The 23,410-nt window shown below is 56.7% G+C and carries 21 protein-coding genes and 1 tRNA gene; 5 read left to right on the forward strand and 17 right to left on the reverse strand.

Going from position 1 to position 23,410, the window contains the following annotated elements:
- Positions 1-22 precede the first annotated feature (22 nt).
- The 4 genes from ACR3EP_RS11005 to ACR3EP_RS11020 are packed head-to-tail and all read right to left on the reverse strand — an operon-like array spanning position 23 to position 2,445.
- Positions 23-541: a GNAT family N-acetyltransferase gene (locus ACR3EP_RS11005; RefSeq protein ID WP_170350215.1), complete on the reverse strand. Its 519-nt coding sequence runs from the start codon at positions 539-541 to the stop codon at positions 23-25.
- Complete coding sequence (locus ACR3EP_RS11010; protein WP_480637791.1) at positions 542-1,018, reverse strand: DUF2948 family protein; 477 nt, start codon at positions 1,016-1,018, stop codon at positions 542-544.
- Positions 1,015-2,283 (reverse strand): UDP-N-acetylglucosamine 1-carboxyvinyltransferase, encoded by a 1,269-nt coding sequence (gene murA / locus ACR3EP_RS11015; protein ID WP_170350213.1) that lies wholly within the window; start codon positions 2,281-2,283, stop codon positions 1,015-1,017. The genes ACR3EP_RS11010 and murA overlap by 4 nt, the downstream gene beginning before the upstream one ends.
- Positions 2,284-2,289: 6 nt before the next feature.
- Positions 2,290-2,445, reverse strand: coding sequence for a hypothetical protein (locus tag ACR3EP_RS11020; protein ID WP_170350212.1), 156 nt, complete (start codon positions 2,443-2,445; stop codon positions 2,290-2,292).
- Between the two features lie 83 nt (positions 2,446-2,528).
- Between ACR3EP_RS11020 and ACR3EP_RS11025 the strand changes: the two genes are divergently transcribed.
- Positions 2,529-2,603, forward strand: a tRNA-Thr gene (locus ACR3EP_RS11025).
- Positions 2,604-3,157: 554 nt separating this feature from the next.
- Here the strand turns inward: ACR3EP_RS11025 and ACR3EP_RS11030 are convergent.
- From ACR3EP_RS11030 to ACR3EP_RS11045, 4 genes are read right to left on the reverse strand one after another with little or no spacing between them, the layout of a single operon-like run.
- On the reverse strand, positions 3,158-4,069 hold the full coding sequence (locus ACR3EP_RS11030) for a glycosyltransferase family 4 protein (RefSeq protein ID WP_480637793.1): 912 nt from the start codon (positions 4,067-4,069) through the stop codon (positions 3,158-3,160).
- Between the two features lie 13 nt (positions 4,070-4,082).
- Positions 4,083-5,069, reverse strand: coding sequence for a glycosyltransferase family 2 protein (locus ACR3EP_RS11035; RefSeq protein ID WP_226688874.1), 987 nt, complete (start codon positions 5,067-5,069; stop codon positions 4,083-4,085).
- Positions 5,070-5,089: 20 nt separating this feature from the next.
- Complete coding sequence (locus ACR3EP_RS11040; RefSeq protein ID WP_480637795.1) at positions 5,090-6,004, reverse strand: glycosyltransferase family 2 protein; 915 nt, start codon at positions 6,002-6,004, stop codon at positions 5,090-5,092.
- A complete protein-coding gene (locus tag ACR3EP_RS11045) occupies positions 6,001-7,239 on the reverse strand; it encodes an oligosaccharide flippase family protein (RefSeq protein WP_170377270.1) in 1,239 nt (412 codons plus the stop codon). The genes ACR3EP_RS11040 and ACR3EP_RS11045 overlap by 4 nt, the downstream gene beginning before the upstream one ends.
- Positions 7,240-7,433: 194 nt before the next feature.
- Here ACR3EP_RS11045 and ACR3EP_RS11050 point away from each other — a divergent pair, with 194 nt between their 5' ends.
- Positions 7,434-8,663 (forward strand): polysaccharide biosynthesis/export family protein, encoded by a 1,230-nt coding sequence (locus tag ACR3EP_RS11050; RefSeq protein WP_480637798.1) that lies wholly within the window; start codon positions 7,434-7,436, stop codon positions 8,661-8,663.
- Between the two features lies 1 nt (position 8,664).
- Here the strand turns inward: ACR3EP_RS11050 and ACR3EP_RS11055 are convergent, their stop codons facing one another.
- The 4 genes from ACR3EP_RS11055 to ACR3EP_RS11070 all read right to left on the reverse strand — a co-directional run bounded on the left by ACR3EP_RS11055 (position 8,665) and on the right by ACR3EP_RS11070 (position 14,131).
- Complete coding sequence (locus tag ACR3EP_RS11055; RefSeq protein WP_480639016.1) at positions 8,665-11,115, reverse strand: ATP-binding protein; 2,451 nt, start codon at positions 11,113-11,115, stop codon at positions 8,665-8,667.
- Positions 11,116-11,247: 132 nt separating this feature from the next.
- On the reverse strand, positions 11,248-11,754 hold the full coding sequence (locus ACR3EP_RS11060; RefSeq protein WP_480637800.1) for a putative pterin-binding protein: 507 nt from the start codon (positions 11,752-11,754) through the stop codon (positions 11,248-11,250).
- 101 nt (positions 11,755-11,855) lie between these two features.
- Positions 11,856-12,737: a UTP--glucose-1-phosphate uridylyltransferase gene (locus tag ACR3EP_RS11065; protein ID WP_480637801.1), complete on the reverse strand. Its 882-nt coding sequence runs from the start codon at positions 12,735-12,737 to the stop codon at positions 11,856-11,858.
- Between the two features lie 20 nt (positions 12,738-12,757).
- Complete coding sequence (locus ACR3EP_RS11070) at positions 12,758-14,131, reverse strand: WecB/TagA/CpsF family glycosyltransferase (protein ID WP_480637803.1); 1,374 nt, start codon at positions 14,129-14,131, stop codon at positions 12,758-12,760.
- A 252-nt stretch (positions 14,132-14,383) separates the two neighbouring features.
- On the opposite strand from ACR3EP_RS11070, the gene ACR3EP_RS11075 reads away from it, so the two are divergent.
- From ACR3EP_RS11075 to ACR3EP_RS11085, 3 genes are all read left to right on the forward strand, one after another.
- A complete protein-coding gene (locus tag ACR3EP_RS11075; RefSeq protein WP_170350203.1) occupies positions 14,384-14,998 on the forward strand; it encodes a response regulator transcription factor in 615 nt (204 codons plus the stop codon).
- A gap of 321 nt (positions 14,999-15,319) precedes the next feature.
- Positions 15,320-16,594, forward strand: a complete 1,275-nt coding sequence (locus ACR3EP_RS11080) for a GumC domain-containing protein (RefSeq protein ID WP_480637805.1) — start codon at positions 15,320-15,322, stop codon at positions 16,592-16,594.
- Positions 16,595-16,599: 5 nt separating this feature from the next.
- Complete coding sequence (locus tag ACR3EP_RS11085) at positions 16,600-17,868, forward strand: O-antigen ligase domain-containing protein (protein WP_480639017.1); 1,269 nt, start codon at positions 16,600-16,602, stop codon at positions 17,866-17,868.
- Positions 17,869-18,204: 336 nt separating this feature from the next.
- Here the strand turns inward: ACR3EP_RS11085 and ACR3EP_RS11090 are convergent, their stop codons facing one another.
- The 5 genes from ACR3EP_RS11090 to ACR3EP_RS11110 form a co-directional block, all read right to left on the reverse strand.
- Entirely contained in the window at positions 18,205-19,215 is a 1,011-nt protein-coding gene (locus tag ACR3EP_RS11090; protein ID WP_480637807.1) for a DUF2955 domain-containing protein, read from the reverse strand.
- On the reverse strand, positions 19,205-20,269 hold the full coding sequence (locus ACR3EP_RS11095) for an HlyD family secretion protein (RefSeq protein ID WP_170362165.1): 1,065 nt from the start codon (positions 20,267-20,269) through the stop codon (positions 19,205-19,207). Before ACR3EP_RS11095 ends, ACR3EP_RS11090 begins: the two co-directional genes overlap by 11 nt.
- Entirely contained in the window at positions 20,266-21,345 is a 1,080-nt protein-coding gene (locus ACR3EP_RS11100) for an AI-2E family transporter (RefSeq protein ID WP_170397411.1), read from the reverse strand. Before ACR3EP_RS11100 ends, ACR3EP_RS11095 begins: the two co-directional genes overlap by 4 nt.
- A 176-nt stretch (positions 21,346-21,521) precedes the next feature.
- Positions 21,522-21,848, reverse strand: coding sequence for a potassium channel family protein (locus ACR3EP_RS11105; RefSeq protein ID WP_226689145.1), 327 nt, complete (start codon positions 21,846-21,848; stop codon positions 21,522-21,524).
- 277 nt (positions 21,849-22,125) lie between these two features.
- The gene (locus tag ACR3EP_RS11110) at positions 22,126-23,367 is read right to left on the reverse strand and encodes a membrane dipeptidase (protein WP_480637810.1); all 1,242 of its coding nucleotides are present in this window, start codon (positions 23,365-23,367) and stop codon (positions 22,126-22,128) included.
- Positions 23,368-23,410: the final 43 nt, after the last annotated feature.

Genomic DNA, 23,410 nt, shown 5'->3' on the forward strand with positions numbered 1-23,410 from the left:
CGGGATGAGTTGGCCTCAACCCTTAGTCCTTTGAGTGCAGCGATTTGCGCATCGCGAAACAGGACACGTCGCCACGCGCGCCACATTGCCCGGTGGCCTGCCAGCCGTGCCGCCGGTAAAAGTCCTGCGCGGTTTTTGTCGCCTCTAGTCTGGCATCGAATTGACCTGAGGCAATCAGGTCTTTCTCAAGCCGGTGCAGCAGGACGGTCCCGATGCCATGACCAGTGTGATCCGGGTCAATGTACAGCAGCGTGATTTCGTCGTCGCGCAAACCGCCCACGGCGGCAACCTGCCCTGCATGTTCGGCCAGCCATATGTGCGCACCCGCCACGATCCAACCCCGGATGGATGCAGGGTCCTTGTTTGCGGTCCAATGCGCGATGGCCTGTGGGTCGCCCCGATGATCCGCGACACAAAGCTGGGTGATCGATCGGATCAACACCCGACTCAGATCGAACACATCAAAAACGGTTGCGCGGCGCAGGGATACTCCAGCCGGAAATTGCGAGAATGCCTGTGAAATGCCGCGCTTGTTCTGCATCTATTCGGGGTGATGCGGCGCCTGACCCGAAGGGGCCTTGTACGGCCGCGTCACATCCTTGAGCGTGGCGTCCAGTGCTTCGACCTTCAGTCGGATGGCACCATCCCCTGCCAGCGTCAGCAAAACCTGACCCGCTCCGTCCTCGCCTGCCTCAAAATCAATCGACAGCAGGGACATCACCATCTCCTTATCCCTGCGGTCGATGCCCTGACTGGCCACCGACAGCACCGAATCGAACACCAGAACCGCCTGAACCCGCTCAAACGGACGATCACGGCGTGTCGCGGCATCCTTATCTTCCCACCGAAAACGGTTCAGCAGCAGGCCGAACCGGCGCTGCGAGGGCTGCCATGTCATCTCGGTTACAGGAAATACCGCATCCTGCGCCAGGGTCGAGATCACCTGCAGATCCTCTGCATCCTCGGCACCCAGATTCAGAGGGGCCTCGCGCCCGTCGTGGAAACTTGCGTCTGTCATTGGCCCTTGATCCGTTCTATTTTTGCACCCACGCCTTCCAGCTTGCGCACCACATGCTCATATCCGCGGTCCAGATGATAGACCCGGCTAACCGTGGTTTCGCCCTCGGCTGCCAGACCCGCCAGAATCAACGAGACTGAGGCCCGCAGATCCGTTGCCATCACCGGCGCGCCTTTCAGCTGATCCACACCTGTAACAGTGGCCGTGCCGCCATGCACTTCGATATTCGCGCCCATGCGCACCAGTTCAGGGGCGTGCATAAAGCGATTCTCGAAGATGCGTTCTTCCAATACCGCGGTGCCTTCGGCCGTACACATCAGCGCCATCATCTGCGCCTGCAGGTCGGTCGGAAACCCCGGAAAAGGCTCGGTTACCACATCCACCGAGGTCACGCGCCCGTTCTTGCGCGCCACTTTCAGACCCTTTTCAGTTTGCGTGACGCTGACACCCGCCGCGTCAAGCTTGGCAGCAAAGGAATTAACCAGCGACATGCGACCGCCCAGCAACTCTACCTCACCACCGCAAATAGCCGGGGCCAGCATATAGGTGCCCAGCTCAATCCGATCGGTCACAACCTGATGGGTTGCACCGTGCAAGCGATCAACGCCCTGAATCTCGATGGTCGAGGTCCCCTCGCCCGAGATTTGTGCGCCCATCTTGCGCAGGCACTCAACCAGGTCGACGATCTCAGGCTCGCGCGCGGCATTCTTCAGAACCGTGGTGCCCTTGGCCAAGGTGGCCGCCATGACGATGTTTTCGGTCGCGCCCACGGATGCAAAACGCATCTCGTGGACTGCGCCTTTCAACCCGCCGGATGCCTTGGCGTGCAGATAGCCGTCCTTCAGCTCGATCTCAGCGCCCAGCGCCTCAAGCCCCTCAACGTGCAGGTCCATGGGTCGCGCGCCAATCGCACAACCGCCAGGCAGCGAAACCACCGCCTGCCCCAACCGCGCCAGCATCGGACCCAACACCAAATTGGACGCACGCATCTTGCGCACGATTTCATAATCCGCAGTGTGGCTGGTCAGATCATGACTCGACATCGCGATCACCTGCCCGTCCTGCAGCGACGACACCTCAGCCCCCAAAGACTGCAGCAATTGTGTCATGGTCTTGATGTCGCTGAGCCTTGGTGCATTGGTCAGCGTCAGCGGTTCTTCGCTCAGCAAGGTTGCGGGCATCAGCGTCAAACACGCATTCTTGGCCCCCGCAATCGGTATCTGACCGTTCAGCGGCCCATTGCCCGTCACCAGAATCGAATCCATCTGCTCTTATCCCTCGTCCTTTTCGGCATCGTTATCCGAGCTTGCGCGCGCCTTGGCCTGCGCCTTGCGCCGCGCCATATTCGCCTTCAGCGCCGCCTTCAGTCGCTCTTCCCGAGCGTCCGCGGATTTGCCATGTTTTTTGGGTGTATTTCTATCTGCCATAATCTTTCTCTACAGGAGGTGAAAAAAACCGTCCAGAGACCCTTGCGCCCTGTTTCGTTTGCGTCTAATCACCCGCCCACAGCGCTGCTGTAGCTCAGAGGTAGAGCACTCCCTTGGTAAGGGAGAGGTCGAGAGTTCAATTCTCTCCAGCAGCACCATAAAATCAAAGACTTATAGAATTGTCGGCGTGCCCCCATAGGGGACAGGCGACCACATGGCGACCACATGGGGGCCATCGCACAGGATTCCTCATCCGATGGCTACGTTGCGCCGATTGGCTTGAGCATTCGATGATAGGCTGCACCTAACTGACGAACCCGCCCCCCGGCCTACCCCCTCAGTCAGCCCTGCGTGTGCCATTGAGGCTCGCCGACTTTGCGGGGCATGATTTTCAAAGGACCATCCTCTCTTAAGTAAAGCTCTAGGTGTTCTTTGAAGGCTGTCGAATTGGGGGCTCGGGACGAATGCCCGCTTCAGCCCGACAGGGGACGTTCACACAAGACGGAGCTACGTCCGAGGTGCGGACAGAGCCGCCATCCACTTAGCACAAGGCAATTACCGCTCTTAGTCCAAAGCGGACACCAAGATGTATTGCGCTAAGTACGCGCGTACAAAACACAAAGCTGACCTTAGGCAATTTCCTTGAAATCACAATTGATTTTGCTGCGAATGACTCGGCAAAAAGGCAAAAGATCTAGTGTCAGATTTTGATTCAGCTGCTTTTCTCAATAGTGTCGGAAAGCAGAAAATTATTGATCGCAAGTCGCCAATCATAAGGGTCAAGGTTGCAGAATGAAACTCTCGTATCTCCTTCACGGTCACGTAACCCATCAACTTTACTGGCGATCACATTGCGCTTCGCGGCAAGCGCTTCGTCCAGCACAAGTCCATAAGCCTCCCAACGCGAGGGAATCGCAATGACATCGACGGCTTGATAAGCTTCTGCCGGATCTTTGGCGTGACCCCGAAATTCGATGCGCGGGTCACCCTCAGCCAACGCCTCAAGGTATGACCTTTGACTGCCTTCGCCAAAGATCAACAAGCGCGCGCCTGGCGTTCGGGTTGACCGAAAGCCTTGGATCAGGATGTCGAAGCCTTTCTGCTGCTCAAGCCGCCCGATGGCGCCAATTGTGGTCTTTGACTTGGGAGGCATCGTCTTTCGTGACAACTGCTCAAGATCAACGGTCGGAGGAATGACGGCCAGTTTTTCTGAAGCAGCTAGGCGTCGTTCTTGCATCCAGTCCGCCTGTGCATGGCTGACCGCCACCAACTGATCGAAGAAGGAATAGATCACCCGTAGCATTGCAAAAAACCGACGTTTGTGAGGGACATTCAGGGTGGTGAATGCCCGGGTGTAACTGTGTTCGACATGGACAAGTCGAGTATTAACATGCATTGCGCGAAGGGCCGAGAACGCGGGCAGGCTTCTCCAACTTGGTGCGACGTGGGACACGATGACATCCGCATCCAGTTTGCCCCAAGAAAACGCGGTCCGTTTGACCTTCAACACCTTTTGCTCGATCGCGCCGGAAAGATCTGACTGCACCAAAAGATGGTCGAGCATTCGCATCACGCCGCCCGCTGTCGTGTCGTCTACCAGGTGGAGGACCTTTTTCTGTTCCATGATGATGCCTCTCTCAAATCGATTGTAGTTTGGATTTCATTTGCCTCAGCCGGGTGATCGGGCCGGGTCCAAACGTTTTCAACACAAGGGCCGCGGCGAAGGTGCTGAACGACTTCACAGGTTCCTCAAGCACCGGGCGGAGGCTTTCCTGGACGCTTCGCGCAAACAACTCCCAAGCTGTGTCCCGGTCGAGGTTGGTGATGGCCCGCCGTGCCAGATAGCGTAACTGATAGGCCCGCGCTGAGTGTTCGTGCTGGGCAAAGAACTCAGGGTTAATCGGGCGCAACTTCGCGACCAACCGCTCCCACGCCTCCAACTGGCGGTCCAAAGCCGCTGACAGCCCGCCTGCATTGATCCGGTAATAGGTTAACAGCCCCGGAACGCCTTCGATCTGCCAATCGGTCGTCAACATCAGCCGCATCCAGCATTCTATATCTTCGGACTGCCTGAACGTCTCATCGAAGACCCAATCCCGCTCGATCTCAAAACTCGGGCGGTAGGCCAGAGCCTCCAGTACCGTCTTTCGAATAACGGCCGCCGATCCATTGCCGATTGGATTGCGGTTCAGAACATGGGCTGAGGTCACATCCTTCAGGCGGGGTGCTTGTTTGATCCCCATCATGAACCCCGCCTCGTCGATCAAGGCACTGCCGGAGAAACTAACTCCCACATCCGGTTCGGCCTTGAGATGGTGAATATGAGCCGCCAGCTTCTCGGGCATCCACAGATCGTCGGCGTCGCAAAAGCCGATGAACGTACCCCGCGCGGCAGCGATGCCAGTATTTCTAGCCCCCGCCAGCCCACGATTGGCCTGCCCGACAAGTCGTACGCGCGGGTCGCCTTGGTGCGCGCGGGCAATCTCAGAGGTCGCGTCCTGCGATCCATCGTCGACGATGATGATTTCGAAATCGTCATAGGTTTGCGCCTGCAGTGAGGCGAGCGTTTCGACCAAGGTTGCTTCGGCATTGTAGGCGGGTACGACGATGGATGCTGTGGGCATGGTGATCTCCTTCAGAATTGTTAAGAAAACAACGCGCGTTTGATCGCTTGCGGGAGGATCGGGGCCAGCGCGGCCCCTGCGGCGGTAGGCAGTCCTCGGCGCAGGGGCAGCAGGAAACTGCGCGCATGCAGGCTCAAGCCTTTGCGTGTGTAAGACAGGGCCTGACCCTGATGCCCCAACCGCAGCGCCCGGCGGGCAAGATAGCGCAAATAGACGGCCTCGGACGACCTCAACGGGAACACGCCAAAAGACGCAGCCGTTTTCACCGCATAGGCCCGCCCAGCGCGCATTGCGTTCAGGTCCGAGGACAAGCCCCCGGCTCTGGTGCGATACCAGACCTGGAACTGATTGACCCCTTTGACGGTAAACCCCTTGCCTACGAGGCGGATTAACAGCTCCAAATCTTCGTTATGCACCGTTCTCGTGTCCAACCCGCCAATGGCGTTGAAGACCTCGCGACGGATCGAAAGATTCGACATGGTGCAGACGGGATTCTCAGCCAACAGGTCCTGAATGTTCAGTGGTGCGCTAGGAACGGTCGAGCATGTCTGAGAATCTCCGAGCTGATCGGCGAAGAACCCGATCTGCCCAAAAACAGCATCCGTCGAAGAGGATTGAAAGGCTTCGTTAAGCTGCGCCAGCTTGTCCTTGTGCCACAGATCGTCTGCATCACAGAACGCCAGCATGTCTCCCTTGGCCAGTTCGGCCCCATAGTTGCGGGCGGCACTTGGGCCATCGAAGGGGCTGCTTGCGACCCGGATACGGGGGTCTTGGGCAATGTGATCCAGCACGATGGACAGGCACGCCTTCGAGGGACGGTCGCCGACGCAGATCGCCTCCCATTCCGTGAAGCTTTGCGCGCGAATGCTGGTCAGCGTGTCAGCAATTGTGTCCGCATCGGTGTGAAACGGCACGATGATGGTAAAGCGGGTCATTGGAAGCCGAACCTCTCTGTTGTCTTTTGATCCCGAGGCAGCAGCACCCAAGAGGCGATCAACATGAGGGAAGCACTGGTCATCAGGTATCCCATCGCCACTGGCATCAACCCGAACGGGGCCATGATCGCGGTGTTGAGGATCAATGCGAATGCAAGGGCAGTGCTGACTCGTAGCTCGGTGATCGCGCGGTTCTCGGACCGCAGCCAGCCGGCCACGGCGGACCAGATGACGCTGGGCAATGCGGCAAGGCACAAGACCGAGACCACCGGTGAAATCTGCTGCCACTCAGCACCCAGCAGCAGCGGCACGTAGACCGGCGCAAGGGCGGCTTGCAGCAAAACCAGCGGGGACAGTACCAGGAGGGACGTACCGAGCCCATGACGCAACGCCTTGGTCTTGTCCGGGGCTGCGCAAAGATGTGGGAAAAGAACGACTGAAAAGGCCTGCGTGAACGATGTCGCCAAGCCGAGCCCAGCGTTGAAAGCCATGAAGTAGATGCCAAGGCTCTCGGCCCCCAGCATCGCGCCGACGACAAGCTTGTCGGCCTGCAAACGCAGAACTTTGACAACCTCAACCCCCAGAACGGCCCAGCCGAAGCCAACAAACGGGCGAAGGGCGGCAAACCCGCGCTCCGCGTTTGATGCCCAGGGACGTAGACGGCGCATCAGGACCAGCCAAATCGGGGCGGCCAGCAATCGGGGCAGAACCAAAGCCAGCGGCGATGCCCAGAGCAGCGCCAGTAGCGCGGCCATAACATTTGCGCCAACCACCTGCCCTCCGGCAACAGCGGCTGTCTTTTGTAGCTTGCCCTCACGCATCGCAAGCGCGGCCTGCACCAGGCCGGCGGGCATGAACAGGTACTCTCCGGCCAGAATAGCGAGCAGCAGCGCCAGGGTCTGGTGCCCTATCGCATAGAGGGCAATGGCGATGGTCACCTGCAGCAAAAACAGCGCCCCGCACCAGACCCAGAAGATACGATGCGCGGTGTTGCAGCGCTGTTCCAGCTCGGACTGCGGGGCTTGGATGATCCTCTGCCCCACGCCGTTCTCGGTTAGCGCCTTTAGGATATCCCCTGCCGCGAGGGCAGCGGCAGCCAGCCCTATTGCCTCGGGGCTGAGGGTGCGGGCCACGACCACGACCACCGCAAGACGTGAGGCTTTTGCCGCCACTTCGGACGCCGCATAGGCTAGCAGGTGCCGCAGGAAACTGGAATGTGCCAATCGCTGAGTCATGTCGCCAAGTGTCCAAAACAGTATTGGGATCAGTTCTAATTGGCAGCGTCATCCCTGTCCCAGACGCGGGCGGACAGACAGACGAACCATCGGGCGAGCGACCTATCCGATTGGGATAAACGGCAATCCCGATGCCGGTCTGACGCACATCAAGACACTGCTGTAGCTGTGGATGCAGTTCAGGAGAGTTCAAAATGAAACGACATTTCAAAGTTTTGGTTTTAGGGGCCGTCAGCGCGATTGCTCTGTCGGGTTGCAGCAGCATGAAGACCCCGCGCAACATCGAACCCGTTGCAAAAGGCGAAAGCTATCAGGCGCAGTACCGTGCCCCATCACGGCGCCGGGCAAATGCGCCCTTGCTGCAAGCGGAACATTTGAACGGGCGCGCCTGTATGCCTCCGACCGGGGATCAGGGCACAAACGCCTTTGCCAAATGGTCTAAACCCGCGCTTAGCCCTCTGCTGGGCGAGAAACTTTCGCGCAATGATATGGTGCAGATCACCATCGACGGGGATGAGCTTCTCAGCGACACCTATGTTGTGTCCCGCGATGGCGACCTGAAGCTGCCGTACCTGCCGCCGGTGCGCGCGCAGGGCAGAACGACCGAGCAGGTCGAGCGAGAGGTGGCCCGGGTTCTGGTAGCCGCACAGTTCTACGACAGAACCCCGCGCGTCACGGCGCGCATCAGCGATTTCGCCTCGGTCACTGTCGGCGTGAAAGGCGCGGTGTTTGAACCCCATTCGGTCGAGATCGGAGGCATCCCCGGCGACGCGCTGGATCGAGGGCGTCAGGGCGTACTGGGTGCCTCGACCGAGGCGCGCAACCTCTCGGTCGCCATTCGCGCTTCCGGAGGTGTGCGCCCGGATGCGGATCTGTCAGCGGTTGAGCTGCACCGGCAGGGCACGATCTACCGGATGGACCTGCGCGGGGTGTTCGAAGGCTCGGATCCGACCGACATCATGCTGCTGACCGGGGATCAGATCGTGGTCAACAGCCGAGGGTGTTTCCAGGATGATTTGATGCGTCCCAGCCCGATCAGCCCGCCCGGCGTAACGCTTTATATGTCCAACCTCACGCAACCTGCCACCGGCAACGCAGAGTCGGCCATTGGACGAGACGTGCGTGAGGTACCCTATGGGACGCGCTACCTGCAGGCCGTAGTCGATACCAATTGCGTCGGTGGGGCCAAAACCACCAATGCCAATCGCAGCGCGGTCCTGTTCACCCGCAACCCGATGACCGGGAACTCGATCGTCATTGAACGCAATATCGAAAAGCTGCTGCGACGTGGGGATCGCGATGACTATGACCCCTATGTTCTGCCAGGAGATGCGATTGCATGCTACGACAGTAAGGTGACCGGCCTGACCGAGGTCGCCCGCGCGGTTGGCATCGTCGGCGCAGCGGCGCTGCTGGCGCCCTAAGTCAATCCCTAGCGGGCGATGATTTCGCCCGCTCCCAAGCAGTGGAGACTGCAGCGAGTTTGTTAGTGATGTCTTTGTGTTCTTTGGCTGCAGTCTCTACCGCAACTAACGCCTCTCGAAACTCTTCCACGCCGAAGGTTGCTGCACTCCCAGCCAGTTTGTGACAGGCCTGAGCGATTTGATTTAAATCTGTCTGGTCAAATGCCCCGGTTTCAAGCTGTTCAACCAATTCATCCCCTTCGGCAATGAACTTGGCATGCAGGCGGGCAAAGACTTCAGGGCCGAGGCTGCCTTTCAACTCCGCTAACGGATCTGGCTGCGCATGTTCCGAAATCTGCCCGTCGGCGCGCGTGACCACCGAAAGCGCCCTGCGCAGGGCATTCAGCGAGATCGGTTTGCCAATGAAAGCCGTCATACCGGCGGCGCGAAAGGTCTCAACCGCATCTGGCAGGACATTGGCCGACACAGCGATTATCGGCACATCAGTCGACTGCCCCCGACCGCCACGAATATGGCGCGCAGCGGTTGGCCCATCCATCACTGGCATGCTGATATCCATCAGGATCGCGTCGAACCTCTGACTGCTGGCCTTGTCGACGCCAACCTGCCCGTTCTCCGCCGTAGTTACACGGTGACCGTCCAGCGCCAGCATGTTGCAGATGACCTCGAGGTTTATCTCGTTGTCTTCGACCACCAACAAGTTCAGCGGGAGAGCGGTCTCGGTATTGATCTGAGCAGCTTCTAGCAGTTGGTCGCGCGCTGACGGCTGTAACGGTATCCGCAGCCAAAAAACACTTCCTTCGCCCAATGTGCTTTCCGCCCCCACCTCACCACCCATGGCCTGCGCGAACCTGCGGGCAATTCCCAGGCCAAGCCCGGTCCCTCCGACCGTGCGACCGATAGAGGGATCGCTGGTGTAGAAGTCATCAAAAATGGCGTCGATCTCATCCTCGGCGATGCCAGCCCCGCTGTCGATCACACGCACTTCGTAGACATGTGCCTTACCCTGACCGGAAGGTTCACATCTTTCGACCTCGATCGACACACGGCCATTTTCGGTAAACTTGATCGCATTACCCACAAGGTTCAGCAGAATTTGCCGCAACCTTTGCGCGTCAGTCGCGACATGCGGATAGGCTCCGCCCACCCATTGCCACGAGATTGAATTGCCGCGCGAGGCCGCATTGCCGCTTTGACCATCCACAAGGTCCTGCAGCATCGCGTTCAGGTCGGTTGGCTCGTGCGCGACAGACAGCTTGCCGGCCTCGAACCGAGCAATATCCAGCACCGCATCCACATGATTTTGCAGAACCTGGCCCGAGATCTCCATGTTGCGGACAAACTGAGACTGCTGTTTGGTCGTGCGTGTATTCTTGAGAAGGGTGAGGTTGCCCAGCAACCCGTTCAACGGGGTTCTGATCTCATGACTCATAACAGTCAGAAAATCCGACTTGGCCTTTTCCCCGGCAAGGGCACGGTCGCGGGCCGAGACAAGCTCTTTCTGATCCGCAACGCTTTGTGAGATATCGCGGACGAAACCGATAACAATTTCCTCGTCCCCGGCCTGAGCGGATTGCAAAGCGAGTTCGACGGGAAAAACATCGCCATTCCTGCGCAACGCCTCAAGCTGAACGCGACCCTTGCCAACCACGTGGCGGTCGCCCCCGCTCTGCATCCGCTCCATCCCTTCATCATGCGCCGCGCGTAGATGCGCAGGCACAATCAAGTCGCCGATCGAATGCCCTTTGGCCTCATCTTCGGAATACCCGAAAATCGCCTGTGCAGCTGGGTTGAACTCCAGCACTTCGCCGGCGGCGTTCACCACGATCACGGCATCCAATGAGGTGGAAAGGATCGTATTCATGCGCTGGTTGGCCTGCTGGATTGCCCCACCGCGTCGATCTGCCTTGCGATTGACCACCAGGAGATAGGCGCTGACCGCGGTCAGCGTCAGAAACAATCCCCCGGACAAAACGGCCAGTTGAAACAGGCTGAGCGCAGTTTCTTCACGGCGCTGATCCGACTGGCTTGCAAAGTACGAGATCGCCGAAACCGAAAGCTCTCGCACTTTTTGAGCGATCCCCTGCGCGCCGTCATAGAGAACCGGCAGCCCCGCCTTCAACCCAGGATCCTCAGCATCGATTGTAGGCACCGAGACCTCCAGATATGCGGAGACGTCGTTCAGAGGTTCAGCGAATTTCAGGTCGCTTCGCAGCGTTTCAAACAAACGCGAGGTGTCTAGAATATCGATTCGGCTGTAAAAAAGATCGAAACGGCGCCGGACAAGGTCCAGGTTTTCTGTGCTTGGCTCTGCGTCCGATACACCTGCCTCAAGCGCGTTGAGGTAGAACAGGAACTCGACCTCGACCTGCGTCAGCGTCCATTGCACGTTATCAGTTCGGGCTGACTGCCGGTCGCGCAGGTCGGATATCACCTTGACAGAAAGCAACACGACCAAAGCAAGGGCACCCAAAACGGCGATACCGAGGAGCCCGAAAGCCCACCGGCGCCGCGAGTGGTATTGCAAATTTCTTTTCAAAGTCTAGCCCGTATCACCCACTTCATACTGTATTGTAACCCCACGCTATTTAACGATTTCCAACCTGTCGAGTTGCCAAATGCTGCGAGAGTAAATCACCTCGGTCTGGTACTTGGTATCACTGTCATAGGGATATACGATCCATAGCGGACCTTTCTGCCGCCGGGACATCGCCGCGCCATCCATCTCATAGGCGACAATCGGGTCCTGTGCCGATATTGAGCCCACAGGTATCTCAACCGCGTAGTCGTTGATCGCCGTTGCCCGGATCGTAGCACCCTCTGCTCCGATCTGTTCCAGCAACACAGAGAGGGAAACGCCGACAAAGCTGGTCTCGCCTTCAGTCCAGATCGTCGAGGTTTCAAAGCTGCGCTGCGGTAGCGCCTGCAACATTTCCATATCGAACTGCGCCGTCCCGTCGGGGCCGGTCTGTGCGATGTTGCCCGATACGGTCAGGACGACTTCTCCTTTCGGAGTTCCCAAGTCTTCGGCTTGCGCAGGCGTCAGGCAAATGGTGAACGCCGCTGTGAGAATCGCAAATAAAAGGCGCATCTCGGTCTCCATTTTTGTGACCTTAAGAAACCAGAAAGAGGTCCGTAGCGACAGATGGGCATGAGGATAAGCACCTATCCGAACGGATAGGTGCCTCGGTCTCATGCGGCGCTAGTCAGCAGATTCATGCGCTGTCGCAACATGGTTTTGAACCCGTCACGCAGCTCGGCACGTTCCAATGCAAAGACGGTGGTTGCCTCAAGAAACCCGGCGATCGACCCACAATCGAAGCGCTCTCCTTGAAAAGCGAAACCGCGGCATCCGGTCGCTTCGATATCGGCCGCGATCGCATCGGTCAGTTGGATTTCATTGCCCGCACCGGGCGCCAATCCGTCCAACTGATCGAAAATAGAAGGGTGCATCAGATAACGCCCGACAATGCCAAATTCTGACGGAGCTTGATCGGCAGTGGGCTTTTCGACCAACCCTTTCAGATGTTGCACCTGCCCTGTCCTATGCTCAATATCGACCACGCCATAGGCGCTGATCCGGTCGGATGGGACGGCTTCGGTTGCGATCATATGGCTGCCTTCAAAGTTCTGGACCATTTGCGCCAGAACCGGGCGCTGCGCGTAGATCACATCATCAGGCAGGATCACGGCAAAGGGTTCATCACCGACAATGTCACGTGCCAGAGAGATTGCATGGCCCAGACCGCGTGGGCTGTCTTGTTGGATAAAGCTATATGTCTCATCCTCAAGGTTCGTGAGGCGCAAACGGTTCAGCAGGGTGGTTTTGCCGCCATCCTTCAGTTTACGCTCCAGTCCCGAGTTGCGACCAAAATACGCCTCCAGCGCGGATTGGCCGGTTGAGGTAATGAAGATGAACTCATCAATCCCGGCCGCGCGGGCCTCGTCTACCGCATATTGAATCAAGGGGCGGTCAATCAGCGGCAACATCTCCTTGGTCACCGATTTGGTAGCGGGCAGAAACCTTGTGCCGAGACCCGCGACCGGAAAAACAGCTTTGCGAATACGTGTCATTTCAATGCTCCTAGGTTTGATCAGTAAGCGCCGCGACCTGACACGACGGCACGTGCGGTCATTGCGATGAGGATGACGTTCAGAAGGGGCGAACGGGAACGGACATAGGCTGTATCCAGCTCGATCATGTGGTCAAAGCCGATGCCGGCGCGGCCCGAAACCTGCCAGAGGCCGGTGATGCCGGGACGCACCTGCAGGCGCTCCAGCGCTTGTTCGGGATAGGCAGCAACCTCTTCGGGCAAAGCCGGGCGCGGGCCAACCAGCGACATATCCCCTTTCAGCACATTGAAGATTTGCGGCAATTCATCCAGCGAGAACCGGCGCAGAACCTTCCCAACGCGGGTGATGCGTGGGTCATTTTTGGCTTTGAAGCACACGCCGTCTCGATCCGAATGGGTGAGCAGATCCGCACGTCGCGCTTCGGCGTCCGGGGTCATTGAGCGAAACTTGTACATCGTGAAGGGCACCCCGTTTCGACCGATACGTGTCTGCCGAAAAAAGGCGGAGCCGCGACTGTCCAATCGCACTAATGCGGCGATTGCGGCCATGGGCAGGGCCAGAAGAGACAGCGCGACCACCGCCAAAGTGAGGTCCAGCAGGCGACATGCTGAGACCTTGGGAACAGAATTGTGCGCGGCACGCCCGAGGAATTCGAAATTGCCCAATAGATATCTGCGGGCCATACGGCGGGGCTCCATCGCCAACCGCCATGCCCACTCCATCCGGAAGCGCCGAACAAGGCGCGGCGCCCGGCGCACGTTGCCAGCCAGGAAGTCAAACAAAGCACCCACGCCCAGCGCGACGCAAGGGGCAAGCCGGTGGCGGTTCTGCATAATCCACAGCTCCTGCAGCGGGACGCCCATCGCGACCAACAGGATGTCTGCGCCAGACTGGTTGATATCATCAATCGCCTCATCAACCCGCGCGGCCCCCGCGTAGCCATCACGCGTACCAGCCACAGCCAAATCGGGGATCATGTGCTGCAACCGCGCCGCCGCCGCCTGAGCTGTTCCGGGACTTCCCCCCAAAAGGTAGACCGACTGCCCAAAACGCGCAGCGCGTTTCAGCAGTTTGGGCACAAAATCCGTGCCGTTTAGGTTCTCGGTCAACTGGACGCCTTGCAACTTTGCCGCGACGTCTACACCAATTCCATCAGGTAGGATCATATCTGCCCGGGCCAATGCTGCTCGATAGGTATGGTTGCGGGCCCGTATGTTTGCGCAATGTGCATTCAGGAAAAACACAGTCCGGCGTGTCCCATCCAGCAGTTTGGAGATCACCTGTCCGGATCGAGCGTTCACAACTGGCAGACCCATTACCTCAATCTTTTCCAGAGTTGGTATGGGTGTTGGCTGCGCGCCTTTATACATATCTTGGACTGACAGGAACTGCATAGAACTCTCCGATCAACAATGACAATCTGTGGCTTCAGACTGCCAATGAGACCCTGCAACCGATAGGCGAGCATCCGGAGAGGGATCGGAGAATAGGTCTATTCAAACGACCCCGCAGCACATAGCGTGGTGAAAACGGCCCGCTGACCTATCCGATTGGATATTCACCTGTCCGTCAGGAAGGCTTCATGCCAGGGGTTCAATGATTTAATGACGCATTTGGGTGTGGTTGGGGGCAGACGGAGGTTTGAAATGAAAGTTCTTATTGCTGACGACCACGAGCTTATTTTGGACACGCTCGTTGCCTTCATAGATGCAGCAGGCGGGATTGAGGTGGAGACCGCGCCGGATTTCCCAGCCGCGAAAACTTTGATTGAGAACGACGGAGCCTTTGATCTGGTTCTTCTGGACCTGAACATGCCCGGCATGAACGGGTTGGCCGGACTTGAAACCTGCATCGCTTTGGACGGTGCCCAGCATGTGGCCCTGTTTACCGGCGACACCTCGCGTGATCTGGCGCAACGCGCGCTAGAGCTTGGTGCAGCCGGTTTCGTCCCAAAAACTTTACCGGCTAAATCTCTGGTCAACGCGATCCGCTTTATGGCGATGGGGGAACAATACCTTCCTGCGGGTTTCATGAACGCAGAGCAGCCGGAAGACTCCCACCCCATGGCTCAAAAACTGACAGAGCGTGAGCGGCAAGTTCTGAAAGGGCTGACTGAGGGCAAATCCAACAAGGAAATCGCTCGTGATCTGGATCTGTCAGAGCCGACAATCAAACTGCATATGAAGACTTTGTACCGTAAAGTTGGTGTCAGCAATCGAACGCAGGCCGCCCTGGCCGCGCGCGAGGCTGGGTTGTTCTAGGCCTCACTATCCGAAGGGATAGGGGACGCTCCCAATCCCCTCGGCCCCTAGCCTGCTGAGCGAATGATCAGCAATCAGATGCGGTGTATCACCCTTGTAAGAAAGGGTTTTTCCATGCCGCAACAGATTTCAAACTCCTCTGAGTCCACGCGCGACATACAATTTCTGCATTGGGTGCGCATTTCCCGATCCAATTTCAGAACGCTCGGGTGGCGTCGCTTCGTAAAGGGCGGGCGCCTTAGCGATGTAGGCCGCCTGCCCCGCTACGTGGCATTATACATTCTTGGGGCGAGTTGCATCTGGGCCCCGATCAGCGGTTATTTGGCGACCGCGCCTGTCAAATACACCTCTCACGCATCATTGATCCTGCCAGGATCTGGCGCTTCGGCATCGGTCAATCTGGCCAATATCGGTCAGGCATCCTCATACGCGAATTCCGCCTTTGCCAACGGGTCAATCAGCCCGACCGAGACGTATAAACGTTTGTTGTCGGCCGACCGTATACTCGACGCGGCAGCCAAGGCGGTAGAGGCTGACCGGGACGCGTTTGGAAAGCCGCGGGTGCAACTGGTCGATCAAACCAGCCTGATCCATATCGAGCTTCAGGCGGCCTCTCCGGCAGACGCTCAGCAATATGGTGACGCCTTGGTGGCCGCCTTTTTCGCTGAGATTGACGCCCTGCGCGCCGATGAAATTGCCACTCGCGAGGCCAGCAATACCGGTGCGATCGAAGACTACACGCGCGCAATTCAGGCCACGCGGGCCGAGATCAAACAGCTGCAGTCGCAAAGCGGTCTGATATCGGTCGCGCAATACCAAGAGCAGGTCGCCGCTAATGACCGTGCAAAGCAGGAACTGCGAAAGCAGGAGAGCGAGCTGGCACGCCAATCGGAACGCGTCGCCGCGCTTCAAGTCGCGTTGAATCTGCCTTCTGACGCAGCGGCGGCAACGCTGAAACTCTATGCTGATGCGCAATACCTATCGTTGCTTGAGGATGTGTCGGTGGGGGCTGCAAAGCTGGCGCAAGCCGACGCGACCTACGGATCGCGCCACCCAATCTATGTGAATGCCCAAAACGACTATGAAGGGGCGCGTTCGGTTGCTTTAAAACGCGCGGCGCAGGTGACTGGTCTTGAGGTCGAGCAGCTCGGTGGACTGGATCGCGCGCCGGAAGGGCAACGGGCGCAGTTGCTCAGCGAGTTGGTGCGCGAAGATGCCTTGCGCGCCGGATTGGAAGAGCATGTCGCGACACAGCGCGCACAAGTTCGTCTGGAAACCCTGCGCCTGTCAAACCTCGCCCCCATCGCCGCTGAATTGGAGGACCGGCAGAGAGATTTCGCCGTGGCAGAAGCCGTGTTCGCCTCTGCCATCGCTCGGTCCGAGTCGAAAAAGACCGATGTCTATGCCTCCTATCCCTTGATCCAAGTGCTGGAGAACCCGTCTCTACCGACTCGCCCGTCTTCGCCGAACAAGAAGATCTCGATTGCCGCCGGGATCGTTGCAAGCCTTATGCTGCTGATGGGTTTGGTTCTGGCATGGATCCGAAACCCGCTGATCTCAAAGCTGCTGAAAGACCAGAAAGAGGCCGCAGTTTGACGCGTGTGGCCCCTCAAACGCCAGCCGAAAAGATCGTCTGGTGTACGCTGATCTGGACATGGCCGTTTTACGGGCTTGGCGCGTTGTATGTTGTCGGTCCGGTGCTAGGTTGGATGTTGGCTGCGATAGCCGGGGTGTCACTTTATCTCGGCCCGGCGATCCGCTTGGATATGCGTGCAACGGGCCCTGTACCTGCTCTGGTCTGGATCTGGAGCGTTGGCATGCTGGTGATGCTGGTCTCACTATGGGCAGGCCACGCGGATTGGAACCTCGGCACCACCAATACGATCAAATCGAGTATCGGATGGGCAAAGGGTTGGGCGCTGATCCCGTTGTTTATCCTAGCAGGGGCGGTTTTGCCAATACGGCGCGAGGTTTTGGTCAGAGGGCAATGCGTGGTTGGCCTTTGGACCTTGTGCCTTCTGCCTTTGCTCATTGCCGCCCCCTATGCCGGTCTGCCGCATCTGCTGTTTACATCTCCCCTTAAAGCAGTGGGCGGCCCGGGACCTGAATATTTCTCGGTCTACCTGTATACAATCGACCCCGCCAGCGGCACGCCACGGTGGCAGTTCTTTGCGCCCTGGTCGCCATTCGCGGCCTTGTTGGGCGTCTGCATGGTCCTATTTGCCCTGGAAGAAAAGCACCGCAGCTGGAAGGTCGTCGGCTTGGCTGCCGGAGTTCTGATGATCCTTATGTCCAAGTCCCGAATGGGCATGGTTGGATTGGTGATCTGCTCGCTGTCACCCAGCCTCTTGCCACTTGTCGCCCGCAGCTCGGGGTGGATTCTTTTGTCTGCAGTCACCACCGCCTTAGCCGTTTGGGGCGCAGTCTTTGTTGAGTTCGGCAACCGAGCCCTTTACAGCTTCAAATCCGCGCGCGCCGACAGTACCCGCGTACGCGAAACTCTGCAGCGTATTGCGTATGAGCGCTGGCAATCGGATGCGGTGGTTTTCGGGCACGGCACAGTCAGACCCGGAGCGCATCTTGTTGAGTACATGCCGATAGGCAGCCATCACACCTGGTACGGTTTGCTATTCGTGAAAGGGCTGACCGGATTTACAGCGTTTCTCGTTCCTTTCCTCGTTCATTTAGCAATCGTCACCCTGGACGCCATAAAGTCGGAACGCGGGAGGCTGCCGCTCGGACTGTTGCTCACAGTTCTCCTGCTGACCTTTGGAGAGAACGTTGAAATCCAAACCTATCTCCTCTGGCCGACTCTACTGATGCTCGGATTGCATTTGCGAGAGGTCAAATCAGTGCGTCTGGGAAGCTGATGTGCCGCTAGGATTGTTGCGACGCTAGCGTAGTGTCAGCGGTCACACTTTTGGGTCGGGTCCTTCACTGCTGCTAGGGACATATTGATCATGTAAAGTGAGTACTTTCACATCGGGTATCCGCCCTGTTGGTTTTTTAGCGGTTGCCGCAAAGCGCGGAAAGCGGACGTTCGCCTAATACACTGGAAGGCAGGTTTGTCCGCAGAGCAGACACCCATTTAAGTTGCAGCAAAGGTCCGCTTCGAGCCCAAGGCGGTCATTGTGGTTTTGTGCAGTGCGCGCATACAGTTGGAGGATCTCTGTTGGTTTCGGTTCCAAGCCTCATCGCAGCTAACCTCATTGAATTGCCCGGCGCTCTTTTTCCGGCCAGAATTCATCAACCACGACATATGCGATGATTACAAAAAAAGCGGCGCTGGCAACTTGCAATACGCGAGTGATGCTCTTGACGTCAGCCTCGTCTGAAAACGGTGCAACCGAACCGCCATATACAATCAGAGCTGTTGTAATAGCGGAACCGGCGGCGGCGGCGAGCGGTACTTTTGACTTTCCAAGTGCTCCGAGTGTTAGGCAAAAGAAAAAACACAACAGAATGGGGGTTATAATAACCGGAGCTACTACGTTTATTTCGTAGCATATGATGGATACTGCCGCCCCAAGAAGGTTTGCCGTCAGCATAGCTTTTGCAACTGTTTTGCCTGCAGCGGGCATTGCCGCAAGCTGCTGGCTCAGCAGGGCGACAAAAAACAGAACCAGTAGTGCAGATGCGCCGGAAACAAAAAACGCCAAGGCAAACGGCACTGTTACAAGCGACATCCTGACGATTCGGCGATGTGGGTCGAAGTTCGGCGACGATGCGGCCTTCTTTTGAGCTGGCGTTTGAGGTTCAGCGGGTATCAACACGAACATCAGCGTCGATACAAAGCCTGCAAACAGCAGGTTCAACGGTATCCAATACACGAGCACCAAAGCCAGATCCTGTGATTGCAAAACCAAGTTCGGAATCATCAACGCTCCCATGAGAGCTATGACGCCCGGTAAAACTCCGGCTCCGGAAACCGACCACATGAAAGACAGGATTATTCCAATGGCCACCAGAATGAGAAAAACAAGAGGATATGGTGAGAAGATTGACGACACCAAGAATGAAATGAACATCAATCCAATCGAAAAGACAAACAGCTTAGCAAATGCTGCCAGAGGCAATGCAGCGGGCGCCTGCAAAAACAGTGCGGTGAACACCGCCCCAACGACGGCGAGTGGCCAGCCAAGAAATAAGCCCAACGAAAAGACGCCGGTAACACCAACCGCAAGCCGGGCGACAGAGCGTTGGTCCTCAGTACGCATAGGACAGAATTGAGACCAAGCGGATGTAGGTGCGGCCTACGAAGTTCAGTAACGAGTTGTCGCTTAGGTACATAATCACATCGGCCTGCCCGTTCAGCTGAAAGCGAAGATCATCTTCGGTGCTTCCGGCTTCATAGCCCGGCAAAACGATCCTGACTGGGAACCTTTCAGGCTCCCGCAAAAAACCTTTGGTACTTGGCGGGCTCGCCAATTGCCCGGGCTCATCACCGCCACTTAAGGAAACGGCCGCGCTAAAGCTCTCGATGACGCCCGGAACAATCTTACCGGGATGCATGTCCAACACTACATCAACCGGAGACCCTATCGAAGCTCTTCCTAAGTTGTTCTCGGTAAAATACGCCTCGATCCAGACGTCCGTTGCATCAAGAAACGTCAAAAGGTCCTGGCCGGATCGCGCATACGTTCCGGGGGCTATCAGCAAATTAGTGATGACACCTGTCGCCGGAGCACGCAGTTCCGTCCATTCAAGGTTCAGTTCTGCATCCGCCAAGGCCGCCAACGCGCGCTGAATTTTCGGGTTTTCAATCCCGTCGTCACCAAGCCTTTGTTTTGCTTTTTCCAGATCCGCTTTTGCGTTCTCAAAGTTTGCCTCAGACTCTGCCAATTGCCCTCGTGCATCATCAGCCTTTGAGACGGCAATCAACCCTTTCTTTTCGAGCGCAAATACGCGTTCCGTTTGAATGCGCATCGTATCAAGATCGCTCTGCGCCCTTGCGAGTTTGGCCTGTGCCGCACTTACCTCTGCCGAAGACGCGCCTACCTCCTGGGTCGCCGCTTCAAGATCAGCTTCCGCCTTCGAACGTTCGATTTCGTAGGGTCTGGAATCTATTCGGACCAGAACATCACCCGCCGAAACAACCTGTCCGTTTTCTACCAGAACTTCAGTTACCGTTCCGGTCACCTGAGGCACAATTTGTGTGGCCACAGCTTTTACTCTGGCGTTCCCGGTAAATGGCGTTTTTCGATCAGCGACCAGATACCAGACAAGAAAAATCAGAATGACAGCCAGGGTAGTCCATATCGTCTTCCTCATTTCGCGGCACCTTCTGCAGCGGCCTCGGCTTCGGGCGAGGTATCAATCCAAACCTTGAACAGCTCATAGAACACAGCAAAGAGTACCGGCCCCATAAAGACGCCGATCAAACCGTACGCCATCATACCTCCGAGAACACCGATGAGGATGACCAACATGGGAGTCTCAAGGCCTTTTGAGATGAACACGGGTCTTAGGAAACTGTCCATTATCATGACTGGAACGGCCAGTATGGTGAAGATCAAAGCTGTTCCGCCGGACATGGAACTCCATGCATAGATAATAACCGGTATAAGAACCAATCCGGGCCCGATTTGGATAATCGAGAGTATCAGGCAGATAAATGCCAGCGTGGCGGCCGAAGAAATCCCAAACAATGCCAACAGTATCCAAACGAAAACCGCCTGAATGGCTGCTACGCCAATCACGCCTTTTGTAACGTTCCGGATCGTTGCGCCCGCGAGTGTCACGAATTCACCACCGCGCGGTGCAAAGACACGGTTGGCAAAGCGCTGAAGACCCTGGACCAAATTTGGCCCGGGGCTGAACAATGCCCCCATAATCAACACGGACAGAGCTAACCCAAGCAGGCCGATTCCGATGCCCAGCACCTTTCCGAAGAGCGATTTGGTGATCTCAAGGATTTGCGTGCCATATTTTGCAAGCGCGCCGTCAAGATTGCGCTCAAACATTCCCCAGACATCGGCTATTTTGTTTCCCACCAAGGGCAACTCCTTGAGACCCTCGGGCGCAGGTGGGACTTTCAACTCACCTTTGTCTGCTTGTTCCGCGAATTCAGACCCAAGTTCTGCGGCACCAGACACCGCAGTAGCGACTGGCCCGAGGGTCAGAACAAGGCCCAACAAAACCAAGATCGTCGTGGCAAGTTTTTTCCGCCCTCCCAGCTTGGACTGCAGCCAATCAAATGCCGGGTATAGCGCCACACAGAGGATCGTTGCCCAGATAACCACGCTCGCAAGCGGGGCCACCATGACTAGGGCGCTGTAGAGGAATAGTCCGAGAAAGAGCAATCGTATTGCCAGATCGACAATCTTTGCGTCCTGTGTCTTTTCCATTCCATCCCTCCATGTGTTTTTCGAATGTTACACTCAAAAAACATAATATGTATATTTTTTTGAATTTTAGTGATCATCTATCAGCTTGAAGACACGAATGAATCTGGGCCACAGCTTGAGGTGCCCAGTCAAACCAATGCCTGGGCGTGAACTCGATTTGGCCAAATTGGGATAATCTACTTGTCCGCTTTTGTGTCGTCTTGGGACAAGATTGTATCTGCCACTGTCGTCGCCGCGGTCACGAAGACACCGAGACCCACGATGATGTATACCATTGTGAAGATCTTCCCTGCCGCAGTTTCAGGTGAGAAGTCACCAAACCCCACGGTCGAAATTGTCACGACAGAAAAGTAGATTGAGTCGAGCCAACTCCAACCTTCGACAAAGTGGTAAAAGACCGAGGCCCATAAAATCATTCCAACTGTGAAGGCAAGAATGCCTTTCACTCTACCGTCCTTGAAAGCGACGCCAATTCCTCGTGTTATTCTGGTCAGTGAATTCATTGCACCCTCATCTTCGAATAATTGCATTTGTACCAGAGTTGAGGATTTACGGAAGGAACAATGCTGATTTACTGAAAGCTGCCCGATAAGAACTCTCAACCAGAGTCCCAGATTCACCGATGCTATTCTGCGCGCGATGGTCCGACAGGTACAGATCAGCGGATCCCTTCATTCGAGTGATTTGGAAGCATGAACAGCCGTAGAGGTTCTATTTTGCAAGCTAGCAATCGAGCTGTTCGCCTACGCGCCAAGTATCTTGCTGCTAGGTCTTTCGTCTCTAACGCGAATAGAACCCATCACGGAGTTCTTGCCTTAGGCGCAGACGCTCTGGGTACTCTTTCAGGAATAGTTCGGGTGGTTTGCCCTCCCAAACTTGCGCATAAACTCGCATCTTGTTACCGCCATAAATCTTCGCAAGGTCCTCATTGGAATAACCCTTCGCCCAAAGGTCATCGGTAATCGCCGCAAGGATTTTGGCAAGTTCACCGTTGCCAGTGGCCCCTTTGTTGAACGCATCGATCATGTAGCCGCCGTCGTCGTACATGCTCGCGTTTGCAGTTGCGAACTGTACGACTAGTTCAGTCGAGAACATGTCGTCCGTTGCAATCCCAACATGGTCGACCCCCACAAGTTGGACATAGTAGTCGATCATATCAGCAGCTTGCTCGGGTGAGATATCCTCAGGCCAAACACCGTCCATCATCCATTCGGTGAAGGTCGGAGAAATATAGCCGCCCGATTTGGCCGCACGCAGCGCCTCGTCGTCGGGAATGGCCCGATAACAACCGCGTGTCGTGGCATTGGGTTCGTTCGCATAAAGCCCTGCTGGGACAGAATGCGTATAGACATATGGCACGCCGGGATAGTTTTCATCCATGTAGTCCATGGCGTCGTTGGCCGTTTTTGAACCCGTGTGGCTTAGGTCGAGCAAGATACCGAACCGCACCATTTCATCGATGACCGACTTCCCCCAAGGTGTCAGACCAATGTCGCGTCCGTTATAGGCCGCCAACTGCCCCGATCCGGTTCGGAAAATGTCATTGTAAGCCAGGATCATACTTTTGATCCCCATATCCTTTAGCAATGCCATTTTCTTAAGATCGCCGTTCAGAATTGTGGCGGTTTGGCTGTTCCAGATGACGGCCGTCTTGCCTTGTATATGGGCGGCTTCGATATCTCGGGTTTCATTGACAATCAGGTAGTTTTCCGGTTGCTGCGCCATGGCTGAGCGAAAGTGATAGTGCTGCTCTAGCAGGGTTTCAAACGACATATCCGCAGCAGCCAGCGTCATCTCGTGTCCCGTAATGCCGTTGTCCCGAGCGCGCGCGAAGTAAGTATGAAGCTGGTCGTAGTCGGTCCAACCAGTGCCGTAGGGGCTGGCCAACATGCCGAGGACGATGGTGTCTTGTACGAATTGCTTCGCCTCTTCTGATGCACCCCAAGTCTTGCTTTCCTCGCTCGCGTGTAGTGCGCAACCTAGAGTGATCGCGATAGCGCTTACGGCCAACAGGGTCTTCATGACATAAACTTCCTAACTGTTTTGTTCTTAGCTGCTACTTTCG

This window comes from Ruegeria sp. BB10 (assembly GCF_056535725.1).

Excerpts from the sequence above, each read along its gene's own strand:
- ACR3EP_RS11060 (WP_480637800.1), bottom strand. The coding sequence starts at position 11,754 with ATGCGCCTTTTATTTGCGATTCTCACAGCGGCGTTCACCATTTGCCTG.
- ACR3EP_RS11100 (WP_170397411.1), bottom strand. The coding sequence starts at position 21,345 with ATGGAAAAGACACAGGACGCAAAGATTGTCGATCTGGCAATACGATTG.
- murA (WP_170350213.1), bottom strand. The coding sequence starts at position 2,283 with ATGGATTCGATTCTGGTGACGGGCAATGGGCCGCTGAACGGTCAGATA.
- ACR3EP_RS11010 (WP_480637791.1), bottom strand. The coding sequence starts at position 1,018 with ATGACAGACGCAAGTTTCCACGACGGGCGCGAGGCCCCTCTGAATCTG.
- ACR3EP_RS11030 (WP_480637793.1), bottom strand. The coding sequence starts at position 4,069 with ATGGAACAGAAAAAGGTCCTCCACCTGGTAGACGACACGACAGCGGGC.
- ACR3EP_RS11090 (WP_480637807.1), bottom strand. The coding sequence starts at position 19,215 with ATGCGTACTGAGGACCAACGCTCTGTCGCCCGGCTTGCGGTTGGTGTT.
- ACR3EP_RS11005 (WP_170350215.1), bottom strand. The coding sequence starts at position 541 with ATGCAGAACAAGCGCGGCATTTCACAGGCATTCTCGCAATTTCCGGCT.
- ACR3EP_RS11045 (WP_170377270.1), bottom strand. The coding sequence starts at position 7,239 with ATGACTCAGCGATTGGCACATTCCAGTTTCCTGCGGCACCTGCTAGCC.
- ACR3EP_RS11020 (WP_170350212.1), bottom strand. The coding sequence starts at position 2,445 with ATGGCAGATAGAAATACACCCAAAAAACATGGCAAATCCGCGGACGCT.
- ACR3EP_RS11050 (WP_480637798.1), top strand. The coding sequence starts at position 7,434 with ATGAAACGACATTTCAAAGTTTTGGTTTTAGGGGCCGTCAGCGCGATT.
- ACR3EP_RS11035 (WP_226688874.1), bottom strand. The coding sequence starts at position 5,069 with ATGCCCACAGCATCCATCGTCGTACCCGCCTACAATGCCGAAGCAACC.
- ACR3EP_RS11075 (WP_170350203.1), top strand. The coding sequence starts at position 14,384 with ATGAAAGTTCTTATTGCTGACGACCACGAGCTTATTTTGGACACGCTC.
- ACR3EP_RS11065 (WP_480637801.1), bottom strand. The coding sequence starts at position 12,737 with ATGACACGTATTCGCAAAGCTGTTTTTCCGGTCGCGGGTCTCGGCACA.
- ACR3EP_RS11070 (WP_480637803.1), bottom strand. The coding sequence starts at position 14,131 with ATGCAGTTCCTGTCAGTCCAAGATATGTATAAAGGCGCGCAGCCAACA.
- ACR3EP_RS11110 (WP_480637810.1), bottom strand. The coding sequence starts at position 23,367 with ATGAAGACCCTGTTGGCCGTAAGCGCTATCGCGATCACTCTAGGTTGC.
- ACR3EP_RS11040 (WP_480637795.1), bottom strand. The coding sequence starts at position 6,004 with ATGACCCGCTTTACCATCATCGTGCCGTTTCACACCGATGCGGACACA.
- ACR3EP_RS11105 (WP_226689145.1), bottom strand. The coding sequence starts at position 21,848 with ATGAATTCACTGACCAGAATAACACGAGGAATTGGCGTCGCTTTCAAG.
- ACR3EP_RS11095 (WP_170362165.1), bottom strand. The coding sequence starts at position 20,269 with ATGAGGAAGACGATATGGACTACCCTGGCTGTCATTCTGATTTTTCTT.